This is a genomic window from Sphingobium agri (assembly GCF_023051225.1).
In the GTDB taxonomy this organism is placed as follows: Bacteria; Pseudomonadota; Alphaproteobacteria; order Sphingomonadales; family Sphingomonadaceae; genus Sphingobium; species Sphingobium agri.
The window spans coordinates 19061-42598 of the sequence record NZ_JALKHS010000004.1 but is presented as its reverse complement, the minus strand read 5'-3'; the positions used below and the strand labels follow the sequence as shown (position 1 = coordinate 42598).

General features: G+C 63.2%; 22 protein-coding genes. 13 read left to right on the top strand and 9 right to left on the bottom strand.

Features of this window, described 5'->3' with window-relative positions:
* The first annotated feature begins 65 nt into the window (after positions 1-65).
* The 4 genes from plsX (at position 66) to MU848_RS01360 (ending at position 2912) form a co-directional block, all read left to right on the top strand.
* Positions 66-1091: a phosphate acyltransferase PlsX gene (gene plsX / locus MU848_RS01375; protein ID WP_236575140.1), complete on the top strand. Its 1026-nt coding sequence runs from the start codon at positions 66-68 to the stop codon at positions 1089-1091.
* Positions 1088-2056: a beta-ketoacyl-ACP synthase III gene (locus tag MU848_RS01370; protein ID WP_247229733.1), complete on the top strand. Its 969-nt coding sequence runs from the start codon at positions 1088-1090 to the stop codon at positions 2054-2056. Before plsX ends, MU848_RS01370 begins: the two co-directional genes overlap by 4 nt.
* 126 nt (positions 2057-2182) lie before the next feature.
* Complete coding sequence (gene ihfA, locus MU848_RS01365) at positions 2183-2479, top strand: integration host factor subunit alpha (protein ID WP_097092398.1); 297 nt, start codon at positions 2183-2185, stop codon at positions 2477-2479.
* Between the two features lie 70 nt (positions 2480-2549).
* A complete protein-coding gene (locus MU848_RS01360) occupies positions 2550-2912 on the top strand; it encodes a MerR family transcriptional regulator (protein WP_201515666.1) in 363 nt (120 codons plus the stop codon).
* Between the two features lie 184 nt (positions 2913-3096).
* Here the strand turns inward: MU848_RS01360 and MU848_RS01355 are convergent, their stop codons facing one another.
* From MU848_RS01355 to MU848_RS01345, 3 genes are read right to left on the bottom strand one after another with little or no spacing between them, the layout of a single operon-like run.
* Entirely contained in the window at positions 3097-3639 is a 543-nt protein-coding gene (locus tag MU848_RS01355) for a SixA phosphatase family protein (RefSeq protein WP_247229731.1), read from the bottom strand.
* A complete protein-coding gene (locus MU848_RS01350) occupies positions 3636-6386 on the bottom strand; it encodes an ATP-dependent DNA helicase (RefSeq protein ID WP_247229730.1) in 2751 nt (916 codons plus the stop codon). The genes MU848_RS01355 and MU848_RS01350 overlap by 4 nt, the downstream gene beginning before the upstream one ends.
* Positions 6387-6438: 52 nt before the next feature.
* Positions 6439-6816 carry a PilZ domain-containing protein gene (locus tag MU848_RS01345; RefSeq protein WP_247229728.1) on the bottom strand — a complete coding sequence of 126 codons (378 nt, stop codon included), beginning with the start codon at positions 6814-6816 and terminating at the stop codon, positions 6439-6441.
* A 152-nt stretch (positions 6817-6968) separates the two neighbouring features.
* Between MU848_RS01345 and MU848_RS01340 the strand changes: the two genes are divergently transcribed.
* On the top strand, positions 6969-8546 hold the full coding sequence (locus tag MU848_RS01340) for a lysine--tRNA ligase (protein WP_247230080.1): 1578 nt from the start codon (positions 6969-6971) through the stop codon (positions 8544-8546).
* 254 nt (positions 8547-8800) lie between these two features.
* Here the strand turns inward: MU848_RS01340 and MU848_RS01335 are convergent, their stop codons facing one another.
* The 3 genes from MU848_RS01335 to MU848_RS01325 form a co-directional block, all read right to left on the bottom strand.
* A complete protein-coding gene (locus MU848_RS01335; protein ID WP_097092393.1) occupies positions 8801-9274 on the bottom strand; it encodes an RcnB family protein in 474 nt (157 codons plus the stop codon).
* A gap of 187 nt (positions 9275-9461) precedes the next feature.
* Entirely contained in the window at positions 9462-10139 is a 678-nt protein-coding gene (locus MU848_RS01330) for a 2OG-Fe(II) oxygenase (protein ID WP_247229726.1), read from the bottom strand.
* A gap of 97 nt (positions 10140-10236) precedes the next feature.
* Positions 10237-11103 (bottom strand): RcnB family protein, encoded by an 867-nt coding sequence (locus tag MU848_RS01325; RefSeq protein ID WP_247229724.1) that lies wholly within the window; start codon positions 11101-11103, stop codon positions 10237-10239.
* Between the two features lie 297 nt (positions 11104-11400).
* On the opposite strand from MU848_RS01325, the gene MU848_RS01320 reads away from it, so the two are divergent.
* The 3 genes from MU848_RS01320 (at position 11401) to MU848_RS01310 (ending at position 15325) form a co-directional block, all read left to right on the top strand.
* A complete protein-coding gene (locus MU848_RS01320) occupies positions 11401-11883 on the top strand; it encodes a biliverdin-producing heme oxygenase (protein ID WP_201515662.1) in 483 nt (160 codons plus the stop codon).
* Positions 11876-14446: an HWE histidine kinase domain-containing protein gene (locus MU848_RS01315; protein WP_247229722.1), complete on the top strand. Its 2571-nt coding sequence runs from the start codon at positions 11876-11878 to the stop codon at positions 14444-14446. The genes MU848_RS01320 and MU848_RS01315 overlap by 8 nt, the downstream gene beginning before the upstream one ends.
* Before the next feature lie 69 nt (positions 14447-14515).
* A complete protein-coding gene (locus MU848_RS01310; RefSeq protein WP_247229720.1) occupies positions 14516-15325 on the top strand; it encodes a DODA-type extradiol aromatic ring-opening family dioxygenase in 810 nt (269 codons plus the stop codon).
* Between the two features lie 4 nt (positions 15326-15329).
* On the opposite strand, the gene MU848_RS01305 is transcribed toward MU848_RS01310, so the two are convergent.
* The 3 genes from MU848_RS01305 to MU848_RS01295 all read right to left on the bottom strand — a co-directional run bounded on the left by MU848_RS01305 (position 15330) and on the right by MU848_RS01295 (position 17786).
* Positions 15330-15866, bottom strand: coding sequence for a (2Fe-2S)-binding protein (locus MU848_RS01305; protein WP_247229718.1), 537 nt, complete (start codon positions 15864-15866; stop codon positions 15330-15332).
* Complete coding sequence (locus tag MU848_RS01300) at positions 15863-16339, bottom strand: DUF2721 domain-containing protein (protein ID WP_247229716.1); 477 nt, start codon at positions 16337-16339, stop codon at positions 15863-15865. Before MU848_RS01300 ends, MU848_RS01305 begins: the two co-directional genes overlap by 4 nt.
* A 238-nt stretch (positions 16340-16577) precedes the next feature.
* Positions 16578-17786: an LL-diaminopimelate aminotransferase gene (locus tag MU848_RS01295; protein ID WP_247229714.1), complete on the bottom strand. Its 1209-nt coding sequence runs from the start codon at positions 17784-17786 to the stop codon at positions 16578-16580.
* Between the two features lie 142 nt (positions 17787-17928).
* Between MU848_RS01295 and MU848_RS01290 the strand changes: the two genes are divergently transcribed.
* From MU848_RS01290 to MU848_RS01270, 5 genes are all read left to right on the top strand, one after another.
* On the top strand, positions 17929-19668 hold the full coding sequence (locus tag MU848_RS01290) for a PHA/PHB synthase family protein (protein ID WP_247229712.1): 1740 nt from the start codon (positions 17929-17931) through the stop codon (positions 19666-19668).
* Between the two features lie 129 nt (positions 19669-19797).
* Positions 19798-20643, top strand: coding sequence for a phasin family protein (locus tag MU848_RS01285; RefSeq protein WP_247229710.1), 846 nt, complete (start codon positions 19798-19800; stop codon positions 20641-20643).
* A gap of 144 nt (positions 20644-20787) precedes the next feature.
* A complete protein-coding gene (clpS, locus tag MU848_RS01280; RefSeq protein ID WP_176502233.1) occupies positions 20788-21156 on the top strand; it encodes an ATP-dependent Clp protease adapter ClpS in 369 nt (122 codons plus the stop codon).
* 112 nt (positions 21157-21268) lie between these two features.
* Positions 21269-23050 (top strand): sensor domain-containing diguanylate cyclase, encoded by a 1782-nt coding sequence (locus MU848_RS01275; protein ID WP_247229708.1) that lies wholly within the window; start codon positions 21269-21271, stop codon positions 23048-23050.
* 99 nt (positions 23051-23149) lie between these two features.
* Positions 23150-23527, top strand: coding sequence for a MerC domain-containing protein (locus MU848_RS01270; protein ID WP_097092381.1), 378 nt, complete (start codon positions 23150-23152; stop codon positions 23525-23527).
* Positions 23528-23538 lie beyond the last annotated feature (11 nt).

The following is a 23538-nucleotide window of genomic DNA, read 5'->3' as shown; positions in this document are numbered from 1 at the left end:
CGACACCCTCTCTCCTGCAAAGGTGTCCTGAAGTGTCCAGCCAACCGCGAATCGCAATCGACGCGATGGGCGGGGATGAAGGCGTGCGCGTGATGATGGCGGGTGTTGCGCTCGCCCGTCACCGCCACGAAGGGCTGCGCTTCACCCTTTTCGGAGACGAGGCGCGGATCAAGGCCGCCCTCGACAATCATCCCAATCTACGGGCCGCGTCCGAAGTCGTGCACGCCAGCGATGTCGTGTCGGCCGGGGACAAGCCCAGCGTCGCGATCCGCAAGAAGGCCAGCTCCATGAGCATGGCCATCGCCGCCGTAAAGGCAGGCGAGGCGGGCGCTGCCGTGTCGTCCGGCAACACGGGCGCATTGATGGCGATGGCCAAGCTCGCTCTGCGCACCATGCCTGGCATCGACCGGCCTGCCCTGGCGGCGTTGCTGCCGACGCTGGGCGACAATGACGTGGTCATGCTGGACCTAGGCGCCAATACCGAGTGCGACGCCCGCAACCTCGTGCAATTCGCCGTGATGGGCGCGGCCTATGCGCGCATCGCGTTCGATCTGGAACGCCCCCGCGTCCGCATCATGAACATCGGCACGGAAGACATGAAGGGCACGGAGGAAATCCGTGACGCCGCCGCCATCTTGCGCGCCGCCACCAGCCTTCCCCTGTCATTCGACGGCTTTACCGAAGGCGACAAGATCGGCCGTGGCGAGGCTGACGTGATCGTCAGCGATGGTTTTTCCGGCAATGTGGCGCTCAAGACGGCGGAGGGCACGGCACGCTTCGTCACGGACCTGCTGCGCACGGCCTTTACCAGTTCGATCCGGTCCAAGATCGGCTTCCTGATTTCCAAGCCCGCCATGCATCTGCTGAAGCACCATCTGGACCCCAACAATCATAATGGCGCGGTCTTCCTGGGGCTGAATGGCGTGGTGGTGAAGAGTCACGGCAGCGCCAATGACAAGGGCGTCGCCAATGCTGTCCATGTCGCCGCCCGGCTGTTGGAAGAAGATATCACGCGACGCATCGCCGCCGACATGGCGGGTGTCAGCGCGCTTTCGGGCGTGGCGTCCAAGCAGGAGCTCGCCGCAAAGTGATTCGCAGGTCCGTTCTTCTGGGTACGGGGTCAGCTCTCCCGGTTCGCGCCGTCAGCAATGCTGAACTTGCGGAAACCGTGGATACGAGCGACGAATGGATCGTCGAACGCACAGGCATTCGGAACCGCCATATAGCGGGCGATGGCGAGACGACCTCAACCCTCGCGACCGATGCCGCCCAGGCGGCGCTGGAGGCAGCAGGCCTTGCCGCCCAGGACATCGACCTCATCATCCTTGCGACGGCCACCCCGGACCAGACTTTTCCCGCCAGCGCGACCATCGTTCAGGCAGCGCTCGGCATCGATGATTGCGTGGCGTTCGACGTCGCGGCTGTGTGCTCGGGCTTTCTCTATGCCGTCACGGTTGCGGACAGTATGATCCGCTCTGGCGCAGCGCAACGCGCGCTGGTCATCGGTTCCGAGACGTTCAGCCGCATCCTCGATTGGGAAGACCGGACGACCTGTGTCCTGTTCGGCGACGGCGCGGGCGCGATCGTGCTCGGCGCTGAAGAAAGCGCGGATGGTGCGCGCGGCATATTGGCGGCCAAGCTGCATGCCGATGGGCGGCACAACCAGCTGCTCTACGTGGATGGCGGCCCTTCGACGACGAAGACGGTCGGCAAGCTGCGCATGAAGGGACAGGAAGTGTTCCGTCATGCCGTCGTCAACCTGGCGTCCGTGTTGACCGAAGTGATGGAAGTCGCTGGCCTCGGCACGGACCAGATCGACTGGCTGATCCCGCATCAGGCGAACGCCCGCATCCTGGACGCCACTGCGCGCAAGCTGAAATTGTCGCCGGACCGTGTGGTGATGACGGTCGATCGTCACGCCAATACTTCTGCCGCTTCGGTGCCATTGGCGCTTGACTTGGCGATGCGGGACGGACGGATCAAGCCGGGTGACCTGCTGGTGCTGGAGGCGATGGGTGGCGGCTTCACCTGGGGCGCGTGCGTCCTGCGGGTCTAACCCAAGGTATATACCCCGGAATTCTTTAGATTTCTTCGGCTGACCATCTTGCCGAATCGCTTATGTTATCGCAGGATTTACCATTGGCGTCGGCATTTGACCGGCGGATGAAGGTGGGGACTTTCGATGACTGGCAATGGCACCCTGACACGCGCGGATCTGGCGGAAAGCGTCAACCGGCACATCGGCCTCTCCCGATCCGAAGCGGCGGCGCTTATCGAGTCCATATTGGAGCATATGACGTCCGCGCTCGAACGCGGCGAAAATGTGAAGATATCGAGCTTTGGCACCTTCGTCCTGCGCGACAAGACCGAGCGGATGGGGCGCAACCCGAAAACCGGGGTCGAGGTGCCGATCGAGCCACGCCGCGTGCTGACTTTTCGCGCCAGCCAGACCATGCGCGACCGCGTCGCTGCATCCTGACGCAGGCGGCGGGGCCGACACGCTTTTCCCACGGTTGACCTTTGCGCCGCGATAGGTGCAACATCGGCCTATGGAAAAGGCAGAAGGTGCATTCCTGACAATCAGTGAGCTGTCCGGGGAACTGGGGCTGCCGCAGCATATCTTGCGCTATTGGGAAACGCGCTTCCCCCAACTGCGTCCGCTCCAGCGCTCGGGTAATCGCCGCTATTACCGGCCCGCCGATGTCGCGCTTGTCCGGCGCATCAACCAGCTGTTGAATGTGGAAGGCTTTACCGTGCGGGGCGCGCAGAAGGCGCTGGCCGATGGGCTGGCTTCGCCAAGTCCCGTCGCTGCCCCGGTTGCTGCTGTCCCGGTCAAGCCCGAGCGGGAAGCGGACCTGTTGGATCGGCTCCAGGCAATCCGCGCAGCCTTGGCAAAGGCCATTGGTGACTAAGAGGAGCTTTGTGCTTTAAAAAGGCGCTATCTCCCGAACCGTTCGCCCTGAGCCTGTCGAAGGGCCTTCGCTCCTTACTGAAGAAGAACAGGGCTTCGACAAGCTCAGCCCGAACGGGTTGAGTGTTCAGAGGGAACACATTCCGCCCTAGCGGAGGCCTTGGGTCGCCTCTTAGCAGTAAATCTTAACGCGATTCCGGGCCGAGCGCGGGGTCCAGATCACGGGGCCGGGTGAAGCTTACCAGCGTGCCCGCGTTCGGTGCGACATCTGCCCAGGCATCGATCTCCAGGTCCAGCACCGCAAGGCTGGCCGTGGGGAACTTGACTTCGACATCGCCGCGGAGCGGGCTGGCGCCATCGTCCGGAACCAGTTCGAGGATCAGTTCCTCCAAGCCCGGATTGTGGCCCGCAAGGATGACGCTGCTGGCTGTATCGGGCAGATCGCGCAACACGTCGAGCAATGTCGCGACGGACGCCAAGTAGATGCGCCGATCCCAATGGGGATCGAGCGGCTGGCCATAGCCTTCCAGAAAGGTGTCAAGCGTCTGCACCACGCGGACGGCGGGGGATGCGGCAAGATGGTCGAACTGCATCTTCCGGCTGCGCGCATATTGACCGATCAGCAGCGCCGCCTTTTCCCCGCGCCGATTGAGCGGCCGGTCGAAATCCCGCTCTACCGGATCGTCCCAGTCGGATTTGGCGTGGCGCAACAGGGTCAACCGCTTCATCTTTGCTCCAGGTCGTGGGTGCCGGATTCGTCTTCCTGCTGCCCTAGCGGCATGCCGTGGCCATGGCCAGCGCGGGAATGGGCGCTCACCGCAATGATCGCTTCGTCCAGGGTAACGCGGCGAATGGGGGTGCCTGGCGGAAAGGCGCTCAGCAACCGGCTGGGCATGGCGGCGGACAATATGACGAAGCTGCCGCGATCCTCGGCGCGGCGGATGAGGCGGCCAAAGGCCTGGGCCAGACGCGCGCGGATCAGCCGGTCATCATAGGCGGCGCCACCTCCGGCGAGACGGCGGGCGGCGTGGAGCACCGTCGGCTTCGACCAGGGAACCCCCTCCATCACGACGAGCCGCAGCGAATGGCCGGGCACATCGACCCCGTCGCGCAAGGCGTCGGTGCCGAGCAGCGACGCGCGGGGATCATCGCGGAAGATGTCGATCAGCGTGCCGGTGTCCATCGGATCGACATGCTGGGCGTAGAGCGGTAGGCCCGCCCGCGCGAGGCGGTCGGCGATTCGCGCATGGACCGCGCGCAGACGCCGTATCGCGGTGAACAGGCCCAGCGTGCCGCCGCCTGCCGCCTCAATCAGCCGCCCATAGGCGCCCGACAGCGCCGCAATGTCCCCGCGCTTGATATCAGTGACGATCAGCACTTCGGCCCGGCCGGGATAGTCGAACGGGCTTGCCGCCTCGAACCGCTCCGCGCCGCGTGGAAGATGGCTGGCCCCGCTGCGGCTTTCCGCATTGTCCCAATCGCCGCCGCCCTTCAGCGTTGCCGATGTGACCAGCACGCCTTGCGCCGGTTTCAGCACGGCTTCGGCAAGGGGGCGGGTCGGGTCCAGCCAGTGGCGATGGATGCCGATGTCATATTCCCGCCCTTCGATCCGGTCGACCGTCATCCAGTCGACGAAATCCGCGTCAGCCGGGCCGCCGATCCGGGCGAGCAGCGCCAGCCATGCAGCGATCAGGTCGCGCCGCCAGCCAAGCGAGGCGATCGCGCCTTCGATCCGTGCTCGGGCCGCGCCGTCCAGCCAATCGGGCGCATCCTCGATGACAGCTTCCATCCGCTTGCCCAGCCGGTTCAGCGGCCGCAGCAAAGCGTCGAGCGCAAGCGCGGCTTCCTGAGCCGCTTCCACCAGCGGGCCATCGGGCTCGGCAACTTCGGTTTCCAGGCCATAGCCTGCATCCGCCTCACCCACGTCGGCCGCGCGGGCATAGACGGTGCCCCGCACGGCCGCGAGCAACTGTTCCAGCGGCCCGAAAGGCTCGCCAGCGACGATCCGCTTCAGCCACTCGTCGGCGGGCAGGGCGCGCGCTGCATCCGCCGCCGCGCGGATCGCCTCGCCGCCTTCCGCATCATAGCTGGCGAGGTCCGACAGGCGGGCGGCAAGGCCGCGCCTGCGACCCCGCGAATTGCCTTCCGGACCCATGACCCATCGGCGCAGTTCGATTGCTTCCTGCCCTGACAGGGCGACGGAAAAGGTGGAATCGGCCGCGTCGAAAAGATGATGGCCTTCGTCGAAGATGATGCGCTGGGGCCGCTGACCGGTTTCCCGCCCACGCGCCGCGTTGATCATGACGAGCGCATGATTGGCGATGACGATGTCCGCGTCCGCCGAAGCGCGGGCCGACCGTTCGATGAAGCATTTGCGGTAATGCGGGCAGCCTGCGTAGATGCATTCGCCCCGGCGGTCGGTCAGCGCCGTCGATCCGTTGCGGCGGAACAGCGTCGGCAGCCAGCCCGGCAGGTCTCCGCCGACCATGTCGCCATCCTTGCTGAAAGCCGCCCAGCGCGCGACGAGCTGGGCTAGGATCGCCGCCCGGCCGGAAAAACCGCCTTGGAGCGCATCTTCCAGGTTCAGCAGGCAGAGATAATTTTCCCGCCCCTTGCGCACCACCACGCGGCGCGCCGCCGTCGCCGGATCGGGGAAGAGGCGCAGGCTTTCCCGGTCAAGCTGCCGTTGGAGCGCCTTGGTATAGGTCGATATCCATACCGTGCCCTGCGCCTCCGATGCCCAGAGCGACGCCGGGGCGAGATAGCCCAATGTCTTGCCGATCCCGGTGCCCGCCTCCGCCAGCAGCATATTGGGCTGATCCCGATGCTGGCGCGGGCGGAAGCTTTCCACGGCGGCTGCGGCATAGGCGCGCTGCCCGGGCCGGGCTTCCGCCGCACTGCCGGTCAGATGGGCGAGCCGCGCCAGTACCGCGTCTTCATCCAGCGAGATGGTGCGCGGCGCTGGACGCGGGGGCGTTTCCTCCCATTCGGGCAAGCGGGAGAACAGCCAGCGTTCCGCTTCGGCCGGCCGGTTTATCCGGGGCGTGACGAGCGGCGCCCACGGCCAGCGGAGGCGAAGAAGCGTCTGGGCGGAGGTCCAGCCGCCCTCGCGCTCGGCCCATGTCGGCGAGCCGAGAATGTCGAGCAGCGCTGCGGTCGCGGCTTGCAGCAGTTGCGGAATGTCCGCCTCGCTGCCCGGCCGCTCCAGACCAAGCGATTCGGCCAAACCCTTGGGCGTTGGCACAAGGAAGCGGGCCGGATGAACGAAAGCCCACAGTTCTAGCAGGTCGAGGCCATTGAGTTCGGGATAGCCGAGCCTTTGCCCGGCGAGCGGTGCATTGAGCAGCAAGGTCGGGGTTTCGGCAGCGCAGGCGATGGCCGCTCCCTTGGCGACCGCCTGCGTGTTTCCGCCCTCGCGCAGCCAGATCCCACCATGGCTGGCATGAAGGGCGGGCAGGGCAGTCGCGTCGATCACTCCCGTCGCTTAGGCGAGCGGGAACAAAAGGGAAACCGGAAAAAGGCGCGATTCAGCTTGCGCGGCGGCCAAATCCATTTGGTTGCGAGAGGAAGGGACGGGCCGTGAATGCGCTTTCGCCACGTTGATGTGCGAGCGGCGATCGCAGGCGGGTCCGCGCCATCTCCAGCATGTCGAACAGCGGGCCGTCCACCAGCTCATAGGGGAAGCGAACGCCCATGCGATCGGGTTCGGACCATTGCACCGTGGCGAAGACGATCTGCCCTTCAAAGCCGATCTGGCACTGGCTGCGAGCCGGCAAGCTGCATCCACGGATCAAGGCGCCGCCTTCGCTGAGATCGACGATGCTGCCCTCCAGGCTGTCGAGCACGGTTGTCACGACGATGTCTATGTCGACCATTATACGTTGGCGACTGCGCGCGATATGCATGGTGCCTGTAATCCCCCTTCGATCGGGGGAATATGCCGCGTCATAGTTAATCAAGGTTAAACATGACTGCCGTCGTCGAAGCGCGGGCGGCAAACAGGGATCGCGGAAAGCCGTTCCATTTCGCGGCTGCCAAGGCTAGGGGCATCTGCATCATGACTGTGTCCGATATCGTCCGCACCGCCGCTCAGGCGTCCAAGGCCTGGCCCTATGAAGAAGCGCGCAAGCTGCTGAAGCGCTACCAGAATGGCGCGCCTGAAAAAGGCCATATCCTGTTCGAAACCGGCTATGGCCCGTCGGGCTTGCCGCATATCGGGACCTTTAACGAAGTGTTGCGCACGACGATGGTCCGCAACGCCTATCATGCGCTGTCGGACATTCCGACGCGGCTGATCGCGTTCAGCGACGACATGGACGGGCTGCGCAAGGTGCCGGACAATGTGCCGAACCAGGCGATGCTGGCCGAACATCTCGGCAAGCCGCTGACGCAGGTGCCCGACCCGTTCGAGAAATTCGAAAGCTTCGCGCACCATAATAATGCGATGTTGCGCGACTTTCTCGACCGCTTCGGCTTCGACTATGAGTTCGTTTCGGCGACGGATCGCTACACGTCCGGTGCGTTCGACGATGCGCTCAGGAATGTCCTGCGTCATTATCAGGACATCATGGACATCATGTTGCCGACCCTGCGCAAGGAACGGCAGGCGACCTATTCGCCTGTGCTGCCGATTTCTGCGAAGAGCGGCATCGTCCTTCAGGTGCCCGTCGAGGTGCTGGACGCCGACGCAGGGCTGGTGCGCTTCGAGGATGAGGGCGAGATCGTCGAACAGTCGATCCTCTCTGGCGGCGCGAAGCTGCAATGGAAGGTCGATTGGGCGATGCGCTGGGTCGCGCTTGGCGTCGACTATGAAATGGCGGGCAAGGATCTGATCGATTCCGTCACCCAGTCTTCACGCATCTGCCGCGCGCTCGGTGCCCGCCCGCCCGAAGGCTTCAATTACGAGATGTTCCTGGATGAAAAGGGAGAGAAAATCTCCAAGTCCAAGGGCAATGGCCTCAGCCTCGAACAATGGCTGACCTACGGGCCGCAGGAAAGCCTGGCCTTTTATGCCTATCGCGAGCCGAAGAAGGCCAAGCAGCTGCACATGGGCGTGATCCCGCGCGCAGTGGACGAATATTGGCAATTCCGCGGCAATTATCGCAACCAGCCGGTAGAGCAGCAACTCGGCAATCCGGTGCACCACATCCATGACGGCAAGCTGCCACAAGGAAAGCTGCCCGTGACCTTCGGGCTGCTGCTCAATCTGGTCGGCGTGATGGGGGATGCCAGCCGCGAGCAGGTGTGGGGATATCTGCAAAATTATGTCCCGGACGCCAGTGCGGAGACCTACCCTGAACTGGATGCGCTGATCGGGCATGCGCTGGCCTATCATCGCGATTTCGTCGCGCCGACGCTGAAGCGCCGCGCTCCCGAAGCCAATGAAGCAGCCGCCCTGCGCAGGCTGGACGACGAACTGGCGGCTTTGGATGATGGCGCGACGGCGGAAGACATCCAGAATATCGTCTACGCCATCGGCAAGGACGAAGCCTTCGGCTTTGCCGAACTGCGGGACTGGTTCAAGGCGCTGTACCAGACATTGCTGGGTGCTGATCAGGGGCCACGGATGGGAAGTTTCATTGCGCTCTACGGCATCGGCAACAGCCGTCGCCTGATCGCCGAAGCGCTGAGCTGACCTACGGGAACATTAACAGCAGGTGAGCGTTCCTATTCTGGTCCACCCCCTTTCGGACTGATGGCGTGCCCTGCGCGTCATCGGCCGCGCCCGCTCGGAGACGGGCGGCGCGGCCAAGGGGCTTTTCCACAATTTGGCTGACCTGTGTAGGTGCTGCGCGCCGTTGCGTATCTTCGTCTCTGGACGCTGGTCGCTCACATGAAAACGGCTCCGGACTTTCGCCCGGAGCCGCTCGTCATGCGTGATACTGCCGATTACCAGAAGAAGCCCCGATGGACCTCCATCACGCGGCCGCTGCGGACATTGACCAGCAGCACGTCATTATAGTGCCTTACCCAGCGAAGATTGGGGTTACCTGGCCGGGACAGGCGATAACGATAGGGGTCGCTGATATAGTAGCGGGAATTATAGTAGCTCGGGCGCAGCTGCGATCCGACTTCCCAGCGATTGTAGCGGAACGGCGCGCGCCAGTTGCCGCCGCGATAGACGTCGCGGTGCGAACGGCGATAGTCGCGCCAATCTTCGCGCAATTCCTGTCGCGCGTCGCGGACATCGCGGCGCTGCTCGCGCACGTCGTGGCGTGAGCCGTAGCGGCGTGCATCACGCAGCTCGCGCTGTTCCTGACGCAGTTCCCGCGCACTGTCGCGTACCTCGCCGCGCGACTGGGCCATGACGGCGCCTGGCATTGCGGTCGCTGCGATAAGGCCGAGGATGATCAACTTACGCATATATCTTCTCCCATCAGCTTGGCGGCCCTGAACCGGTGAGGGATCAAACTTCTTTCCCCGATGACCGGTTCCGCCACCAACAGGCTGCTTATGCGCCCCGTCCGCTGAACCTTCAGGGAATGAGGTAGTCAGGAATCAGACATTTATGTCGCAACTTGTATCACCGCTATGAACCGCGGCCTCGGCTTCAGGCCGTCCAGCGGCGCTCGCGAAACCATTTGGTAACGACATATTTGATGCCGCTTTCGACGGGCCGTGCGGCGTGCAGGCTCATGGGGTTGGGAGCGCCGTCAGCCTTCATGTTGTTCCAGATGAGGATCATGCCTTCCACCGGCGGCACCATGAATTCGCAATGGGGAAAATGCGTCTCCCCGCCCACAGCAACGGGAGAAAGATAGATCATCGCCGTCCAACTGCGCTGTCCCCCTGTCTTCATCATTGCGGGCCAGTAGCTGGCGGTGACCGGGAAATAGTCGCAATGCGCCTTATATTCCTGGCCCGTCGCATAGCGCTGACCCTGCAGGGTTTCGCCATTTTCGGGCGGCAGTCCGGTCAGTGCGCAGATCCGGTCGCTGATGCTTTTGACGAGCGGATCATACGGGCTGAGATTGCAGCTGTGGCTGGTGCGGTAATCCGCGTTCGCGCTGCCGGAGAAGAGGGTCGAAGGCTGCGCATCCGCATCGATCAGCGTGCGCAGGGCCTCGCACTCCTCGGCGCTCAGAAAGCCGTGCCGCCCGTAAATCTCCAGATCGGGCGCATCGATCCGGCTGACCATGGGATTGCGGTCCAGCTTCGCCCGCACGGTGTCGCCGATCTTCGCCCTTATGGTGGAGGCGGTGCCGCCATCATCGATCATGTCCGTCATGCCTGCTTCCTGCCGCCGCTGATGAGAGGGTGCAAATGAAAAGGGCCCGGCGCGCCTGGCGCCGGGCCCAGATGATGTCCGCCGGACGATCTCCAGCTTACCAGAAGAATTCCGGAATCACGTCCACGACATAGCCGTCCCGGATATCGACGAGCAGGGCATCGTCATAATAGCGGATCCAGCGCAGCGTCCCATAAGCTGGGGGCAGGCGATACGACCATGGATCATCGATCCAATAATTGTTCGCGAACAGCAGGCTGTTCAGGAATATGCCAACCGACACGCGGCTGTAGCCATAATCCCAACCGCGCGGGGCATAATAGCGGCCGATGCGGTAGCGGTCCCCATAACGCGCCCGGTAGCCGCGCCAGTCATAGCGGCGGTCCTGCCGCCAGCCATTGTCCCAGCGCCGCTGGCTGCTCCAGCGGGTGCGATCGTCGAAGCGGCGCGGCCCGGCCAGGGTGCCGCGCCAGTTGTTGCCGCTGTCGAGCCTCCCGCTCGGCCGGTAGCCGTTCCAGTCGGGGCGCCGCTCGGCGCGATTGTCGCGCCAGTCGGGCCGGTCCCCGCGCCGATCATCCCGCCATTGCGGACGCTCGCCGACAGATCTTTCCCTGATGCGGGCATCGTTGCGCCATGCATCGCGGGCCGCATCGGTGCGGACGTCGCCGCTGCCCCGCCATTGGCGATCGGTCTGCTGCGGAACGGCTTGAGCGCGAACACGATCATTGGCCCGATCGCCGCCACGGTCCTGCCAGCGCTGCGTTGCCGCCCGGTCACCGCGCATGCCGCCGTCCCCGCGCTGGCCATATTGCCCGCCATCCCGGGATGCCCGGCCATCGGCGCGGCCCGATTGTTCGCTGCCGCGATCGCGGCCGCCATCCTGCCAGCGTTGGGCATATGCCGGAGCAACGCCGCCCAGCACCGTGGCGGTCATCAGGCCCGCCAGCATCATCTTCCTCAACATGATCTTTGACTTTCCAAAAGGGGCGCCATGCCCCGCATGTTGCCTTTTTATGTCCCCCGCCATGTCGCGAGGCTGAACTTGTTCGTCAGCGATCAGAAAGAATCTTCTATCATGAAGATGGATAATGGAGCCAGGCGGGCAAAAACCCGTTATGCAGCTAGAAAATAGATCAACTGCTGTCGTTGGCCTTAAAAGCTGATCTAGATCAGTGCGCGGCTTGTTAACAGCTTTTAGGAACGACGAGTGAAGAGAACGTCCAGTGCCGGCCGTGTCCGACAGGCCCTCCGTGATGCCACCATGGCGAATCACCAGCGCGTGGACGAAATTTATTCAGACTTCTCGCTTGGTTCACCGGCTGAATATGCCGCTTTCCTGAAGGCGCATGCTCGTGCCCTCATGCCGCTCGAAAAGCTGGCTCAACCGGATTCGCCACGTTTGCCCCAGCTTGTCGAGGATCTTGCGGTCCTGGGCGAAGCGCTGCCCGAACCGCTCGCTGCTGAAGCAGGTGTAAGTGAAGCCTTTCGCTGGGGCGCTCTCTATGCCCTCGAAGGTTCGCGCCTGGGTGGTGCCATGCTGGAGCGGCGGGTGGCTCCGGGACTGCCGCGCGCTTATCTGAAGGCCGGGCACCACAACGGCAGTTGGATCGCATTTCAGCAGGCGCTGGACGCGGCCGCCGATGGCGGCGGGCAGGAATGGATCGACAGTGCGGTGCAGGGCGCAGAGGCTGCCTTCGCGCTCTTTGCCGCAGGCGCCGCGGCGGAGCGCCTGAATAATGGCTGAGCGCACGGACGCGGATGACGCGAGCTTCGCGGTCGACATCAACAATTGCGATCGCGAACCCATTCATGTGCCCGGCACCATACAGCCTTTCGGCTTTCTGATCGCGGTAACGGCCGACTGGCTTGTCTCACGCGTTTCGGCAAATTGTGAAAAGTTCATCGGCCTCGCACCTGAGCAGATGCTCGGCAAGCCGATCAACGATATTTTCAGCGCCGACGCCATACATTCGTTACGCAACCGCATCACGTTGCTGCGTGGTCCCGACGCGGTCGAGCGGATATTTTCGCTGGTCCTGATCGATGGCATCAAGCCGTTCGACATTGCGGTGCATTTTTCCGGCTCGCTGGTCGTCATAGAGGCGGAGCCCGCCTTCGCGGATGAGATGGAGGCCACCAGCATGGTTCGCTCCATGGTTTCGCGGCTGGCCCAGACGGACAGCATGGCGGCCTTCCTGCGTGATGGCGCGCGACAGGTGAGGGCGCTGACGGGCTTTGACCGGGTCATGGTCTATCGCTTCGCCGACGGTGGAGCTGGCGAGGTCGTGGCCGAAGCGCTGCGATCAGGCATCGACAGCTTTTTCGGGCTGCACTATCCCGCCTCGGACATCCCGACCCAGGCTCGGGCGCTTTATCTGCGCAATATCTTCCGGGTCATCGCGGACGTGAACGCGGCGCCCGTTCCTATCATCCCGACGCTTGATCCGTCCGGTGCCGCGCTCGACATGTCGCTCAGCCTGCTGCGCGCGGTGTCGCCGATCCATATCGAATATCTCGGCAATATGGGCGTTGGCGCCTCGCTCTCCATCTCGATCATCGTCGAGGGACGCCTGTGGGGCTTGTTCGCCTGCCACCATTATGGGCCGCGCCTCCCCACCTTTGCCCAACGCAGCGCGGCGGAGTTGTTCGGGCAGATCTTCTCCATGATGCTGGAAAGCCGGGAGCGGGCCGAAACCGCGGAATATGAGGGCAAGGCGCGGCAAGTGGCCGATCGCCTGATGTCCGCCGTGGCGCAGGATCATGATCTGCTGTCCAACGCCCGTTGGCTCGGCGACGTCATCTTCGACACCGTGCCCGCAGACGGCGTGGGCGTGTATATAGATGGGGAGATGACGCTTGCCGGGCTGACGCCCGACCGGTCCGCTTTCACGGCCATCGTGTCGATGCTCAATCGCGCAGCGGCAAGCCAGGTCTTCGCCACCGATTGCCTCAGCGGGATCATGCCCGAAGCGGCGGCCTATGCCGATCGCGCCGCTGGCCTGCTGGCGATCCCGCTGTCACGGCGGCCGCGCGACTATGTCGTGTTGTTCCGTGCCGAACAGATGCGTTCCGTGCGCTGGGCGGGCAATCAGGAAAAGCATATCGAATATGGCCCCAACGGGCCGCGCCTGACACCGCGCAAGAGTTTCGAGGAATGGTCGCAACTGGTGAAGGGCACCTCCGTGCCTTTCACCCCGGCCGAACTGCGCGTTGCCGAGGCGCTGCGGACGGCATTGCTGGAAGTGGTGCTGCGCCTGTCCGACTCCGCCAATGAAGAACGGCAAAAGGCGCATGAGAAGCAGGAACTGTTGATCGCCGAACTGAACCACCGGGTGCGCAATATCCTGTCGCTCATCCGAGGGCTGCTGTCGCAGACGCGTGACAATGCGCGGTCGGTGGACGAGTTCATCGACAAGTTGGAAAGCCGGGTCCACGCGCTGGCTCGTGCGCATGACCAGATCACGGCCGACCGCTGGGCACCGGCGCGGTTGCAGGACCTGATCGATGTCGAGGCCGGGGCTTATCTCGGTGAGAAGCGTGACCGGGTCAGGCAGACGGGCCCCAATGTCCTGCTGACGCCTTCGGCCTTTACCGTCCTGGCGCTGGTCATCCACGAAATGCTGACCAACGCCGCGAAATATGGCGCATTGTCGGATGGTGGCACGGTCAGCATCGACTGGCACGTCGATGCCGATGGCAGCTTGCTGATCGACTGGAATGAAAGCGGCGGCCCGGCGGTCGTTGCGCCGACCCGCCGTGGCTTCGGTTCGACCGTCATCGAACGGTCCATCCCCTACGACCTGGATGGGAAGGCCGAGATCGCCTACCGCTTGGCTGGGCTGGAGGCGCATTTCTGCATTCCTTCGACCCATGTCGTGTCGATATTGCCTGACGTTACCGGCAGCGAAAAGACGAAGCCGCTGCATGCTCCGACGCCCGGGTTGCTGAAGGGCCGCAATGTCCTGCTGGTCGAAGATAATATGATCATCGCCATGGACGGCGAAGATGCGCTGCGGGATTTGGGTGCCGAGGTGATCACCGCCGCCAGCGTCGGGCGCGCCCGCGAGGCCTTAGCCTCGCATCGGATCGATTTCGCGGTGCTCGATTTCAACCTCGGAAACGAAACGAGCTTGCCGGTCGCCGATCTGCTTGCGGAAAATGGCATCAGTTTTCTGTTCGCCACCGGTTATGGCGACGGGCTGGACCTGCCCGATCGCTTTGGCCAGCTCACCTTGCTCAAGAAGCCTTATTCCGGCGCCACGCTGGCGCAGGCGATCGCTCCCATGATTGGTGCGGAAAAAGCCTGAAGCGGTGCGAAACGCACTGTTTCGCTGCGCATGCTTGCATGGCGGGGCGCGCCACGCGATCTTCATGCCATGAAACAGCCAAGCCTTTACATACCGCATGGTGGCGGTCCCTGCTTCTTCATGGACCCAGCCGATCCGAACCGGCCTGCGAGCGATCCGATGTGGCAGTCGATGCAGGACTATCTCGCACAGATGATCGAACGCCTGCCGGAGCGGCCGCGCGCGATGCTGATCGTCTCCGCCCATTGGGAGGAGCCGGACTTCACCGTGCATAAGGGCGACCGTCCAGACTTGCTGTTCGACTATTATAACTTTCCGCCGCACACCTACTCGCTGAGCTGGAACGCGCCCGGCGCGCCAGAGCTTGCCGATCGCGTTGCTCATCTGCTGAGCGAGGGCGGTTTTCCAGTCGCAGATGAGCGCGAACGGGGGTGGGATCATGGCGTCTTCATTCCGATGAAGGTCGCGCGGCCACAGGCGGACATTCCCGTCGTTCAACTCTCGCTGCGGCACGATCTGGACCCGACGGCCCATATCGCGGCGGGCCGCGCCCTTGAGCCATTGCGGGATGAAGGGGTCGTGATCATCGGTTCGGGCATGAGCTTCCACAATATGCGGGTTCAGGATTCGCAGGCGAGAACGCCCTCGCTCCTGTGGCACGCAGCGCTCAACGATGCCGTCATGGATGATGATCCGCAGCGGCGATCGGCTCGGGTGGCAGCGTGGGACCAGCTGCCCGAGGCGCGCTTCGCGCATCCGCGCGAGGAGCATCTGCTGCCCCTGATGGTGGCGGTCGGGGCGGGCGGCAGCGACCCTGCCTGGCTGGACTATGACGATGCGGTGCGCGGATGGCCGGTGTCGGCCTATCGCTTCGGATAAGCGTTCAGGGACGGCGGAGCGCGGGGACCGCGCGGGCGGCCTCCTCGGGCGACACGCCGGGTGGCGGGGCGGCCTCAACCTGCTCCTCGCCTCGCATGACCTTTCCGGCGCGCTTTATGGCGCCGCGCAGGCGGGGGTAGATGCCGCACCGGCAGATGTTGGTGATGGCAGCGTCGATCTCCTCGTCGCTCGGGTCGCTGTTGCGCTTCAGCAGCACGGCCGCCGTCATGAGCACGCCCGGTATGCAATAGCCGCACTGTGAAACATTGTCGGCGGCGAAGACCTGTTGCAGCGGGTGCCCCCGGTCGGGGGAAAGCGCCTCTATCGTGGTGACGAAACGGCCTTCGGTCTCCCTGATGGTGACCTGGCATGACCGCACGGCCTGGCCGTCTATATCGACGGTGCAGGCCCCGCAATCGCCCGTTCCGCATCCATATTTGGTGCCGGTCAGGTTGGACGCGTCGCGCAGCGCCCATAGCAGGGGCGTGTCGGGGTCCATGCGATATTGAACCGGGCGGTCGTTCACCGTGAACTTGGTCATGACGCCTCTTCCGCCTCCGCTTCATGGTACAGCACTTCGTTGCGGATGTGTATGATCCGCGATGCCAGGCGGATTTCCTGGATGAAAGTGCCAAAGGCAGCAGCCTGCAGCAGCATCGACAGACTGAAAAGGATCGCGATCAGCGTGCCGAGATGCGCGCCGAACAGATTGCCCGCGAACAGCAGGATGACCACCAGGCAGACGGCGCCAGCGGACATTACCGTCAGGAAAATGGCGCTGTTGACGACGCTCATCCTGCGGTCGAGCACCCGGATTTCCGCCACCATCCGGTCATGTTCCCGGCCCCGGCTGATCAGGATTTTGCCTTCCAGCAAACGCGCGCGGTCGATGATGCGCGCGAGCCGACCCACGCAAACGTTGAGGAAGGCGCCGATGCCTGCCAGCAGGAACACCGGCGCGAGCGCCAGTTGGATCGTCTGCGCGACCTGGGAAACCTGCGGAAGGGAGTTCATCGTCTGTCTGTCATCCTGTCGACAAACCAGCGCACCAGCAGGAAAATGACAAGGGCTGAAAGAGGCGCGATCCACAAAATGTGAGCCGCATCATCCTTGCGCCCACAAGATTGCGCATCGCCGCAGTCACCGATCACCGAACCGACGAATACGATGGCGGAGAAGCCAAGAAATGCGATCCCCGCCAGGCAGCCGCACACTCCGCCAAGAATGCGCGGCCGATAGCCTCCGTCCTGATTCAGGCGGCGCCCTTGGCGGGCGTGTTGATGCCCATAGACTTCAGATATTGTTTGATGTTGCGGGCTGCCTGCCGCAGCCGCTGCTCATTTTCCACCATGGCGATGCGGACGAAGCCTTCGCCATCCTCGCCATAGCCGACACCCGGAGCGACAGCGACCTTCGCATGGGTCAGGAGCTGCTTGGAAAATTCCAGGCTGCCCATCTCTTTCAGCGCAGGCGGCAGCGGGGCCCAGGCGAACATCGACGCCTTGGGCGCGGGGATTTCCCATCCTGCGCGGCCAAAGGCTTCCACCATCACGTCGCGGCGCTTGTGGTAGAGTTCGCGGTTCTTCTGGACGATGTCCTGCGGGCCATTGAGCGCGGCGCAGGCCGCCGCCTGGATCGGCGTGAACGCGCCATAGTCGAGATAGGATTTCACCCGTTTGAGCGCAGTGATCAACTGCCGGTTTCCGACCGCGAAGCCGATCCGCCAGCCAGCCATGGAATAGGTCTTGCTGAGCGAGGTGAACTCCACCGCGACATCCTTTGCGCCCGGCACCTGCAGGATGGAGGGCGTCGGATTGCCGTCATAATAAAGTTCGGAATAGGCAAGGTCGCTGAGAACCCAGACCTTGTTCTCCTTCGCCCAGGCGACCAGCCGCTCGTAAAAGGCGAGGTCGACCGTCTCGGCCGTCGGATTGCTCGGATAGCCGACGACCAGGATCGAGGGACGCGGCACAGTGAAGGCCATCGCCCGTTCCAGCGACTTCCAATAATGTTCGTCCGGCGTCGTAGGCACCGACCGGATGGTCGCGCCCGCGATGATGAAGCCGAACATGTGGATCGGGTAGCTGGGATTGGGCGCCAGCACGACATCGCCGGGCGCGGTGATCGCGGTCGCGAGGCTGGCGAGCCCTTCCTTCGATCCCATCGTGACCACGACTTCGGTCTCGGGATCGAGTTCGACGCCGAAGCGGCGGCCGTAATAATTGGCCTGCGCCCTGCGGAGCCCCGGAATGCCCATCGACTGGGAATAGCCGTGCGCGCTCGGCTTCTGCGCGACTTCGACCAGCTTGGCGATGACATGGTCGGGCGGCGGCAGGTCGGGATTGCCCATGCCAAGGTCGATAATGTCCTCTCCCGCGGCTCGCGCGGCGGCCCGCATCGCATTGACTTCAGCGATGACATAGGGCGGCAGGCGCTTCATGCGGTAGAATTCTTCGGACATTATAGGGCTTTCCTGAAAGGTCTCCATGAGGGATAGTGCGGCCTGCACTTTCGGTGCGGCGCGCCTTGGCTATAGCCCGCAAGGCGGCCTCGCGCCAGCGAAAGCGGCGGATGTCAAGGATGCCAGGAGGAGGAGAGTGGCCATGAAAGCGCAGGACCTCAACGAGCCGCATCTTCCGACGCTGGAGCAGATGCAGCAATGGACGCAAGTGGTGGGCCGGGCACAGCAGCTCTTGCTGGAGCAGGCCGCCGGGGCAACGGGTCGGGCCTTGCCCTTCGACCCTGACGCCGTCGCCCGCATCCAGACCGGCTTTGCCAATGAAGGGCTGGCACTCTGGCAGCGGTTCCTCGATTCAGGCGGCGTGCTGCGCGATGAGCCCGACGCGCCTCCACCCGACAGCCCCGCCGCGCGCAAGGATCGCCGCTTCGCCGATCCGGCCTGGACCAAGCATCCTTTCTACGATCTGATCCGGCAGAGCTATCTGCTGCTGTCGGATTATCTTCTGAAGCTCACCGATGCGGTGGACGGGGTCGATCCCAAGCAGAAGGCAAAGCTGCGCTTTGCTGCCAGCGGCATGCTGGATGCGGTCGCGCCCAGCAATTTCCTGCTGACCAATCCGACCGTGATGGAAAAGACCCTGCAGAGCGGCGGCGAAAATCTGGTCAAGGGCCTGCAGCATATGCTGGCCGATCTGGAAAAGGGGCAGTTGACGCAGACCGACGGCACGGTTTTCGAGCTTGGCCGGAACATCGCGGCGACCCCTGGCAAGGTCATCAAGGAAACGCCGCTTTATCAGCTGATCCATTATGCGCCGGCCACCGAACAGGTGCTTGAAACGCCGCTCGTCATCTTTCCGGCCTGGATCAACCGCTTTTACATCCTCGATCTTTCGCCGGAAAAAAGCTTCGTCAAATGGGCGACGGATCAGGGGATCAGCGTTTTCCTGCTGTCCTGGAAGTCGGCGGATGCGTCGATGAAGGATGTGCTTTGGGATGATTATATCGTCCATGGACAGATCGACGCGATCGACACGGTGCGGGAACTGCTGGGCGTGCCGAGCGTCCATGCGATCGGCTATTGCGTGGCGGGCACCACGCTCGCCGCAACGCTTGCCCTGCTCGCCGCGCGCGGTGAAGCGGAGAAGGTGGCGAGCGCGACCTTCTTCACCGCGCAGGTCGACTTTACCGAAGCGGGCGACCTCGGTCTGTTCGTCGATGATGAGCAGATGCAGCTGATCGACCAGCTTTCGGCCGGGGGCTTTCTGGACGGGCGCTACATGGCCGCCACCTTCAATCTGTTGCGGGGCCGTGACCTCATCTGGAATTATGTGGTCAACAATTACCTGCTGGGGCAGGATTATCCGCCGTTCGACCTGCTTTACTGGAATGGCGACACCACCAATCTTCCGGCGCGCTGGCACAAAAATTACCTGACCCAGCTTTACCGCGACAATCAGTTGATCAAGCCCGGCGCGCTGACCGTCGATGGGACGCCCGTCGATCTCAGCAAGGTGCAGACGCCAGTTTATGTGCAGGCGGGGCGGGAAGACCATATCGCGCCGCCTGAAAGCGTGTGGAAGATCACATCGCACTTTTCCGGGCCGATACGCTTCCTGCTCGCGGGATCAGGCCATATCGCAGGGGTGGTGAACCCTCCGGCTGCGCAGAAATATCAATATTGGACCTGCGACGAGTTGCCGGGAAGCCTCGCTGACTTTGTGGCGAGTGCGAAGGAAACGAAGGGTAGCTGGTGGCCTGACTGGATCGAATGGATTCGGTCGCTTGGCGATTCGACGGTGCCCGCCACGGGTGCCCGCATCCCTGGCGAAGGCGCGCTCAAAGCCATAGAGGATGCGCCCGGACGCTACGTCAGAGAGCGTTAAGCCCCTGCATTTGCTGGGAGTCGTGACAGGACCTCCCCAACTCCACGGGCTTTGCTGCACTGCACAAAATATTCTTGCGTCAAAGTTGCGTTATGTGTATTGTGCACTGCAGCAACGGAGAATGTTCGAATGGCAGTGACTCCAAAGCCCTCTCGGCAAAAGGCCGTGGTTAAGAAATCCGCTTCGACGCTTTCGGCGGCCGAAGCATTGAAGGCCGCGGAAAGCGCGGTGGGCTCGGGGCCTAAGGCCGCTCCGGCAAACAAGCCGACGGCGCCCAGGAAAGCTGCGGTCAAGAGCAGCGCCTCGGCTGATCCGGTCGCGATCATCGCTGCCACCACGGCGGCCGATGCAGCGCCCGAACCGGCTGCGCCGCCGCAGATCGATCCCGTGCCTGATGCACCTGCGCCGCTGGTCGAAGAAACCGCTGCCCAAGTTGAACCAATCAAGAGCCTTTCGTCCGAGGCCGGGCCGGTAGAGCCCAAGACGCTGCCTGCCACAGAAGGAACCAAGATGATGAACGACGTGATTGAAACCGGTAAGAAGTTCGCTGAAGAGACCAAGGCCAAGTTCGAAACGGCCTATGCCGACTTCAACGTGAAGGCCAAGGCTGGCGTCGAAAAGTCGACCAAGGCGATCGAGGAACTGAGCGATATCGCCAAGGGCAATGTCGAAGCGCTCGTCGAATCGGGCAAGATCGCGGCCAAGGGCATCGAGACCATGGGTCAGGAAGCGGTCGACTACAGCCGCAAGAGCTTCGAAAAGGCGACTGCCTCGCTCAAGAGCTTCTCCACCGTCAAGACGCCGACCGAATTCTTCCAGCTGCAAAGCCAGCTTCTGTCGAGCAGCTTCGACGAGCTGACCAAGGAAGCCGCCAAGAACAGCGAAGCGCTGATCAAGCTGGCAGGCGAAGTGGCCCAGCCGCTTACCGCCCGCGTCACGGTCGTCACCGACAAGGTGAAGTCGCTCGCAGTCTGATCTGCGATCGAACTTCAAAAGGAAGAACAGGCTCCCGCCGCTGTGGCGGGAGCCTTTTTTCGTGGTTACCGCGTCCGGTAGCGCGATGACTCGCCATCTGCGCCCCTTGCCTTGACGTCCGGAATCGCCATATTCTCACCCGTTATGAGCAGCATCAGCACATATCGGGAGAAGATGGCCGGCCGGGACCAGGACGACCAGGGCGAAGGCCCCGGCGGTCCCAATGTCGGCATCGCCACGCGCACCCGCGCGCGCACCAAAAAGCCGTCTCTCTACAAGGTGTTGATGCTGAACGACGATTACACGCCGATGGAATTCGTCGTTCACGTCCTCCAGCAATTCTTCCGCATGGATATGGAGGAAGCGACCCGCGTCATGCTTCACGTGCACCAGCGCGGCGTCGGCGTGTGCGGCATCTTCAGCTATGAAGTGGCGGAAACGAAGGTGAACCAGGTGATGGATTTCGCCCGGCAGAACCAGCATCCGCTGCAATGCACGCTGGAAAAGGCCTGAGCTTCCGCTCCGGCAGGGGCTGATCGGCCTTATATCCTGTGACGCTACGGAGGCCCGCAGCGTCTGGCATGGTTATCATATTTTAAGGATGGATCGCTAGGCAGGCATCGTCATGTCTGCCGCTCTTCGTTCCCCATCTCCCAGACTGGCGCCGCTGATTGCCGGTGTTGCTTATTTCACGATTGCGTCGGTGGCCCTGCTTTGCTCCCGCTTCGAAGGCGGCATCGCCTTTATTTGGGCTGCAAACGCCTTGCTGATGGCCGAACTGCAGACGTCGGAGACACGTTACTGGCCGCGCGCGATCACGGCATGCGGCATCGCCAGCATCCTGTCGACGGCCTTGTTCGGCATGGGGCCGTGGGCGGCCGCTCCGATGGCGATCATCAACATAGCCGAATCGCTGATCGTCGCCATCCTGTGCCGCCGCTTCATTCCCGTTCATCTGAGTGATGGGTCCAGGCGCTCCCTTCTGGTCTTCATCTTCGCGCTTTGCATTCCCGCCAACATCGTCGCCGGTACAGGGGCGGCTCTGGTTGCGTCGGTGTTTACCCCGGTCTCGTTCGGCGCGTCCTGGCTGCAATGGTATAGCGGGCATATTCTGGGTGGACTTGTCTGCACGCCGATCCTGACGATGCTCCTGCAGGGGCAGGTGAGCGAATGGCTTGGCGAAACGTCCGGCCGGAAGAAGTTGGAGGTGCTATGCCTTCTGCTGCTCTTCTCGCTCGTCGCCGTTCATGTCTTCTTCTTCGCCCGTTACCCGCTTCTGTTTCTGCTGGTGCTGCCGCTGGTCACGATCGCCTTTCGCATCGGTTCTTTGGGTGCCGCGGCCTCCATCGTGCTGCTCGCGCTGATTGGCGGAGGGGCGACCATGACGGGCCATGGACCGATCGCCCTGATCAGCAGCGACATTGGTGACCGCACGCAACTGTTCCAGCTGTTCCTAGCCCTGAGCTTCCTGCTTGCCATGCCGCTCGCCGCCGAACTGAACGGCCGCCGCCGCTTGTTCCAGACATTGCAGGCGAGCGAGGCGCGCTACCGCGCCATCGCTGAACATAGCGGCGACGTGGTGTTGAACATCAGCGTCGATGGCATCATCCAATATGCGTCACCCTCGGCTGCCGAGCAGATCGGCTGTGCGCCCGCCTTGCTGGTCGGCCGCGCGGCGGAAATCGTCGTGGATCCTCAGGACCGGGCTGAAGTGAACGGGGCGCATCAGCGCGCGCTGGCGCGGCCGGGGGATGTGCAGACGGTCGAATTCCGCCCTGCTGCTTTCACCGACGGGGCCGACTGGTGCGAAATGGTGACGCGCGCCATGCTAGACGAACAGGGGCTGCCCACGGGCGTCGTCAGCACGATTCGGGACATGTCGCGGCACAAGGCGCGTCAGCGGGCGCTGCAAAGGGTTGCGGCGGTGGATACGCTGACCGGGGCGGACAGCCGCTGGGCCTTCCTGGAAAAGCTGGACCAGGAAATCCAGCGGGTCGCCCGCGGCGCCCAGGCTTGCCTGCTGCTGATCGACATCGATCATTTCAAGTCGATCAACGATCGATATGGCCATGGTGTTGGGGATCAGGTGCTTTCCAGCTTCGTGGAACGGCTGCGGCCGGGCCTGCGCGGCGGCGACAGTATCGGCAGGCTGGGGGGCGAAGAGTTCGCCATCCTTCTGACCGGCGCCGACATCCAGCGGGCAAGCATGGTGTGCGAACGGCTACGGGACATGGTTTCGGAGCGGCGGATCAGTACGGTCGGCTGCGAATCCGTCATCGTCACCTTCAGCGCCGGGCTTGTGGAACTGAAGGGCAGGGCGGACCGGGCGGAGCTGCTCGACGCTGCGGACAAGGCGCTCTACCGCGCCAAGAACAGCGGACGCAATTGCCTGCGGCTTGCCGCCTGACTTTCCCCATTCCCGCGTCCGCCATGCCTTGAAACAAGCTCATATTTATACAGATGATATGTTGTAACTTCATCTGGTCTGGCCTATGTAGTGGCCACCATGCCGATCAGCATCCGCTCCAGCCTTTTGAATGGCCGCCTAGACCGCGTCGCGATCGCGCTATCGGGCCTGTGCGTTGCGCATTGCATCGGCACCGCCGTGTTGCTCGGTCTTCTCGCTTCTGCGGGGGGCATTTTCGAAAATCCGCTGTTCCACGAGGTCGGCCTCGTGCTCGCGATCATGCTGGGCGCGATCGCGCTCGGTCATGGCGCTATGAAGCATGGTTTCATGATGCCCGCCGCGATCGGATCGCTGGGCCTTGGCATCATGGCCGGCGCGATGACGCTCGACCATGGCTGGCAGGAAAGCGCCTATACATTGCTGGGCGTTGTGACGCTCGCCCTCGGCCACGATCTTAATCACCGCGCCGGACGTTAAAGACTTCAAAC

Coding starts and splice junctions, on each gene's coding strand:
- MU848_RS01360 (WP_201515666.1), top strand. CDS start 2,550: ATGGAAAAGGCAGAAGGTGCATTCCTGACAATCAGTGAGCTGTCCGGG.
- MU848_RS01340 (WP_247230080.1), top strand. CDS start 6,969: ATGACTGTGTCCGATATCGTCCGCACCGCCGCTCAGGCGTCCAAGGCC.
- MU848_RS01325 (WP_247229724.1), bottom strand. CDS start 11,103: ATGTTGAGGAAGATGATGCTGGCGGGCCTGATGACCGCCACGGTGCTG.
- MU848_RS01270 (WP_097092381.1), top strand. CDS start 23,150: ATGCCGATCAGCATCCGCTCCAGCCTTTTGAATGGCCGCCTAGACCGC.
- MU848_RS01295 (WP_247229714.1), bottom strand. CDS start 17,786: ATGTCCGAAGAATTCTACCGCATGAAGCGCCTGCCGCCCTATGTCATC.
- MU848_RS01275 (WP_247229708.1), top strand. CDS start 21,269: ATGTCTGCCGCTCTTCGTTCCCCATCTCCCAGACTGGCGCCGCTGATT.
- MU848_RS01310 (WP_247229720.1), top strand. CDS start 14,516: ATGAAACAGCCAAGCCTTTACATACCGCATGGTGGCGGTCCCTGCTTC.
- MU848_RS01300 (WP_247229716.1), bottom strand. CDS start 16,339: ATGAACTCCCTTCCGCAGGTTTCCCAGGTCGCGCAGACGATCCAACTG.
- MU848_RS01320 (WP_201515662.1), top strand. CDS start 11,401: ATGGCGAATCACCAGCGCGTGGACGAAATTTATTCAGACTTCTCGCTT.
- MU848_RS01305 (WP_247229718.1), bottom strand. CDS start 15,866: ATGACCAAGTTCACGGTGAACGACCGCCCGGTTCAATATCGCATGGAC.
- MU848_RS01335 (WP_097092393.1), bottom strand. CDS start 9,274: ATGCGTAAGTTGATCATCCTCGGCCTTATCGCAGCGACCGCAATGCCA.
- MU848_RS01345 (WP_247229728.1), bottom strand. CDS start 6,816: ATGCATATCGCGCGCAGTCGCCAACGTATAATGGTCGACATAGACATC.
- clpS (WP_176502233.1), top strand. CDS start 20,788: ATGAGCAGCATCAGCACATATCGGGAGAAGATGGCCGGCCGGGACCAG.
- MU848_RS01330 (WP_247229726.1), bottom strand. CDS start 10,139: ATGACGGACATGATCGATGATGGCGGCACCGCCTCCACCATAAGGGCG.
- MU848_RS01290 (WP_247229712.1), top strand. CDS start 17,929: ATGAAAGCGCAGGACCTCAACGAGCCGCATCTTCCGACGCTGGAGCAG.
- MU848_RS01315 (WP_247229722.1), top strand. CDS start 11,876: ATGGCTGAGCGCACGGACGCGGATGACGCGAGCTTCGCGGTCGACATC.
- plsX (WP_236575140.1), top strand. CDS start 66: ATGGGCGGGGATGAAGGCGTGCGCGTGATGATGGCGGGTGTTGCGCTC.
- ihfA (WP_097092398.1), top strand. CDS start 2,183: ATGACTGGCAATGGCACCCTGACACGCGCGGATCTGGCGGAAAGCGTC.
- MU848_RS01355 (WP_247229731.1), bottom strand. CDS start 3,639: ATGAAGCGGTTGACCCTGTTGCGCCACGCCAAATCCGACTGGGACGAT.
- MU848_RS01285 (WP_247229710.1), top strand. CDS start 19,798: ATGGCAGTGACTCCAAAGCCCTCTCGGCAAAAGGCCGTGGTTAAGAAA.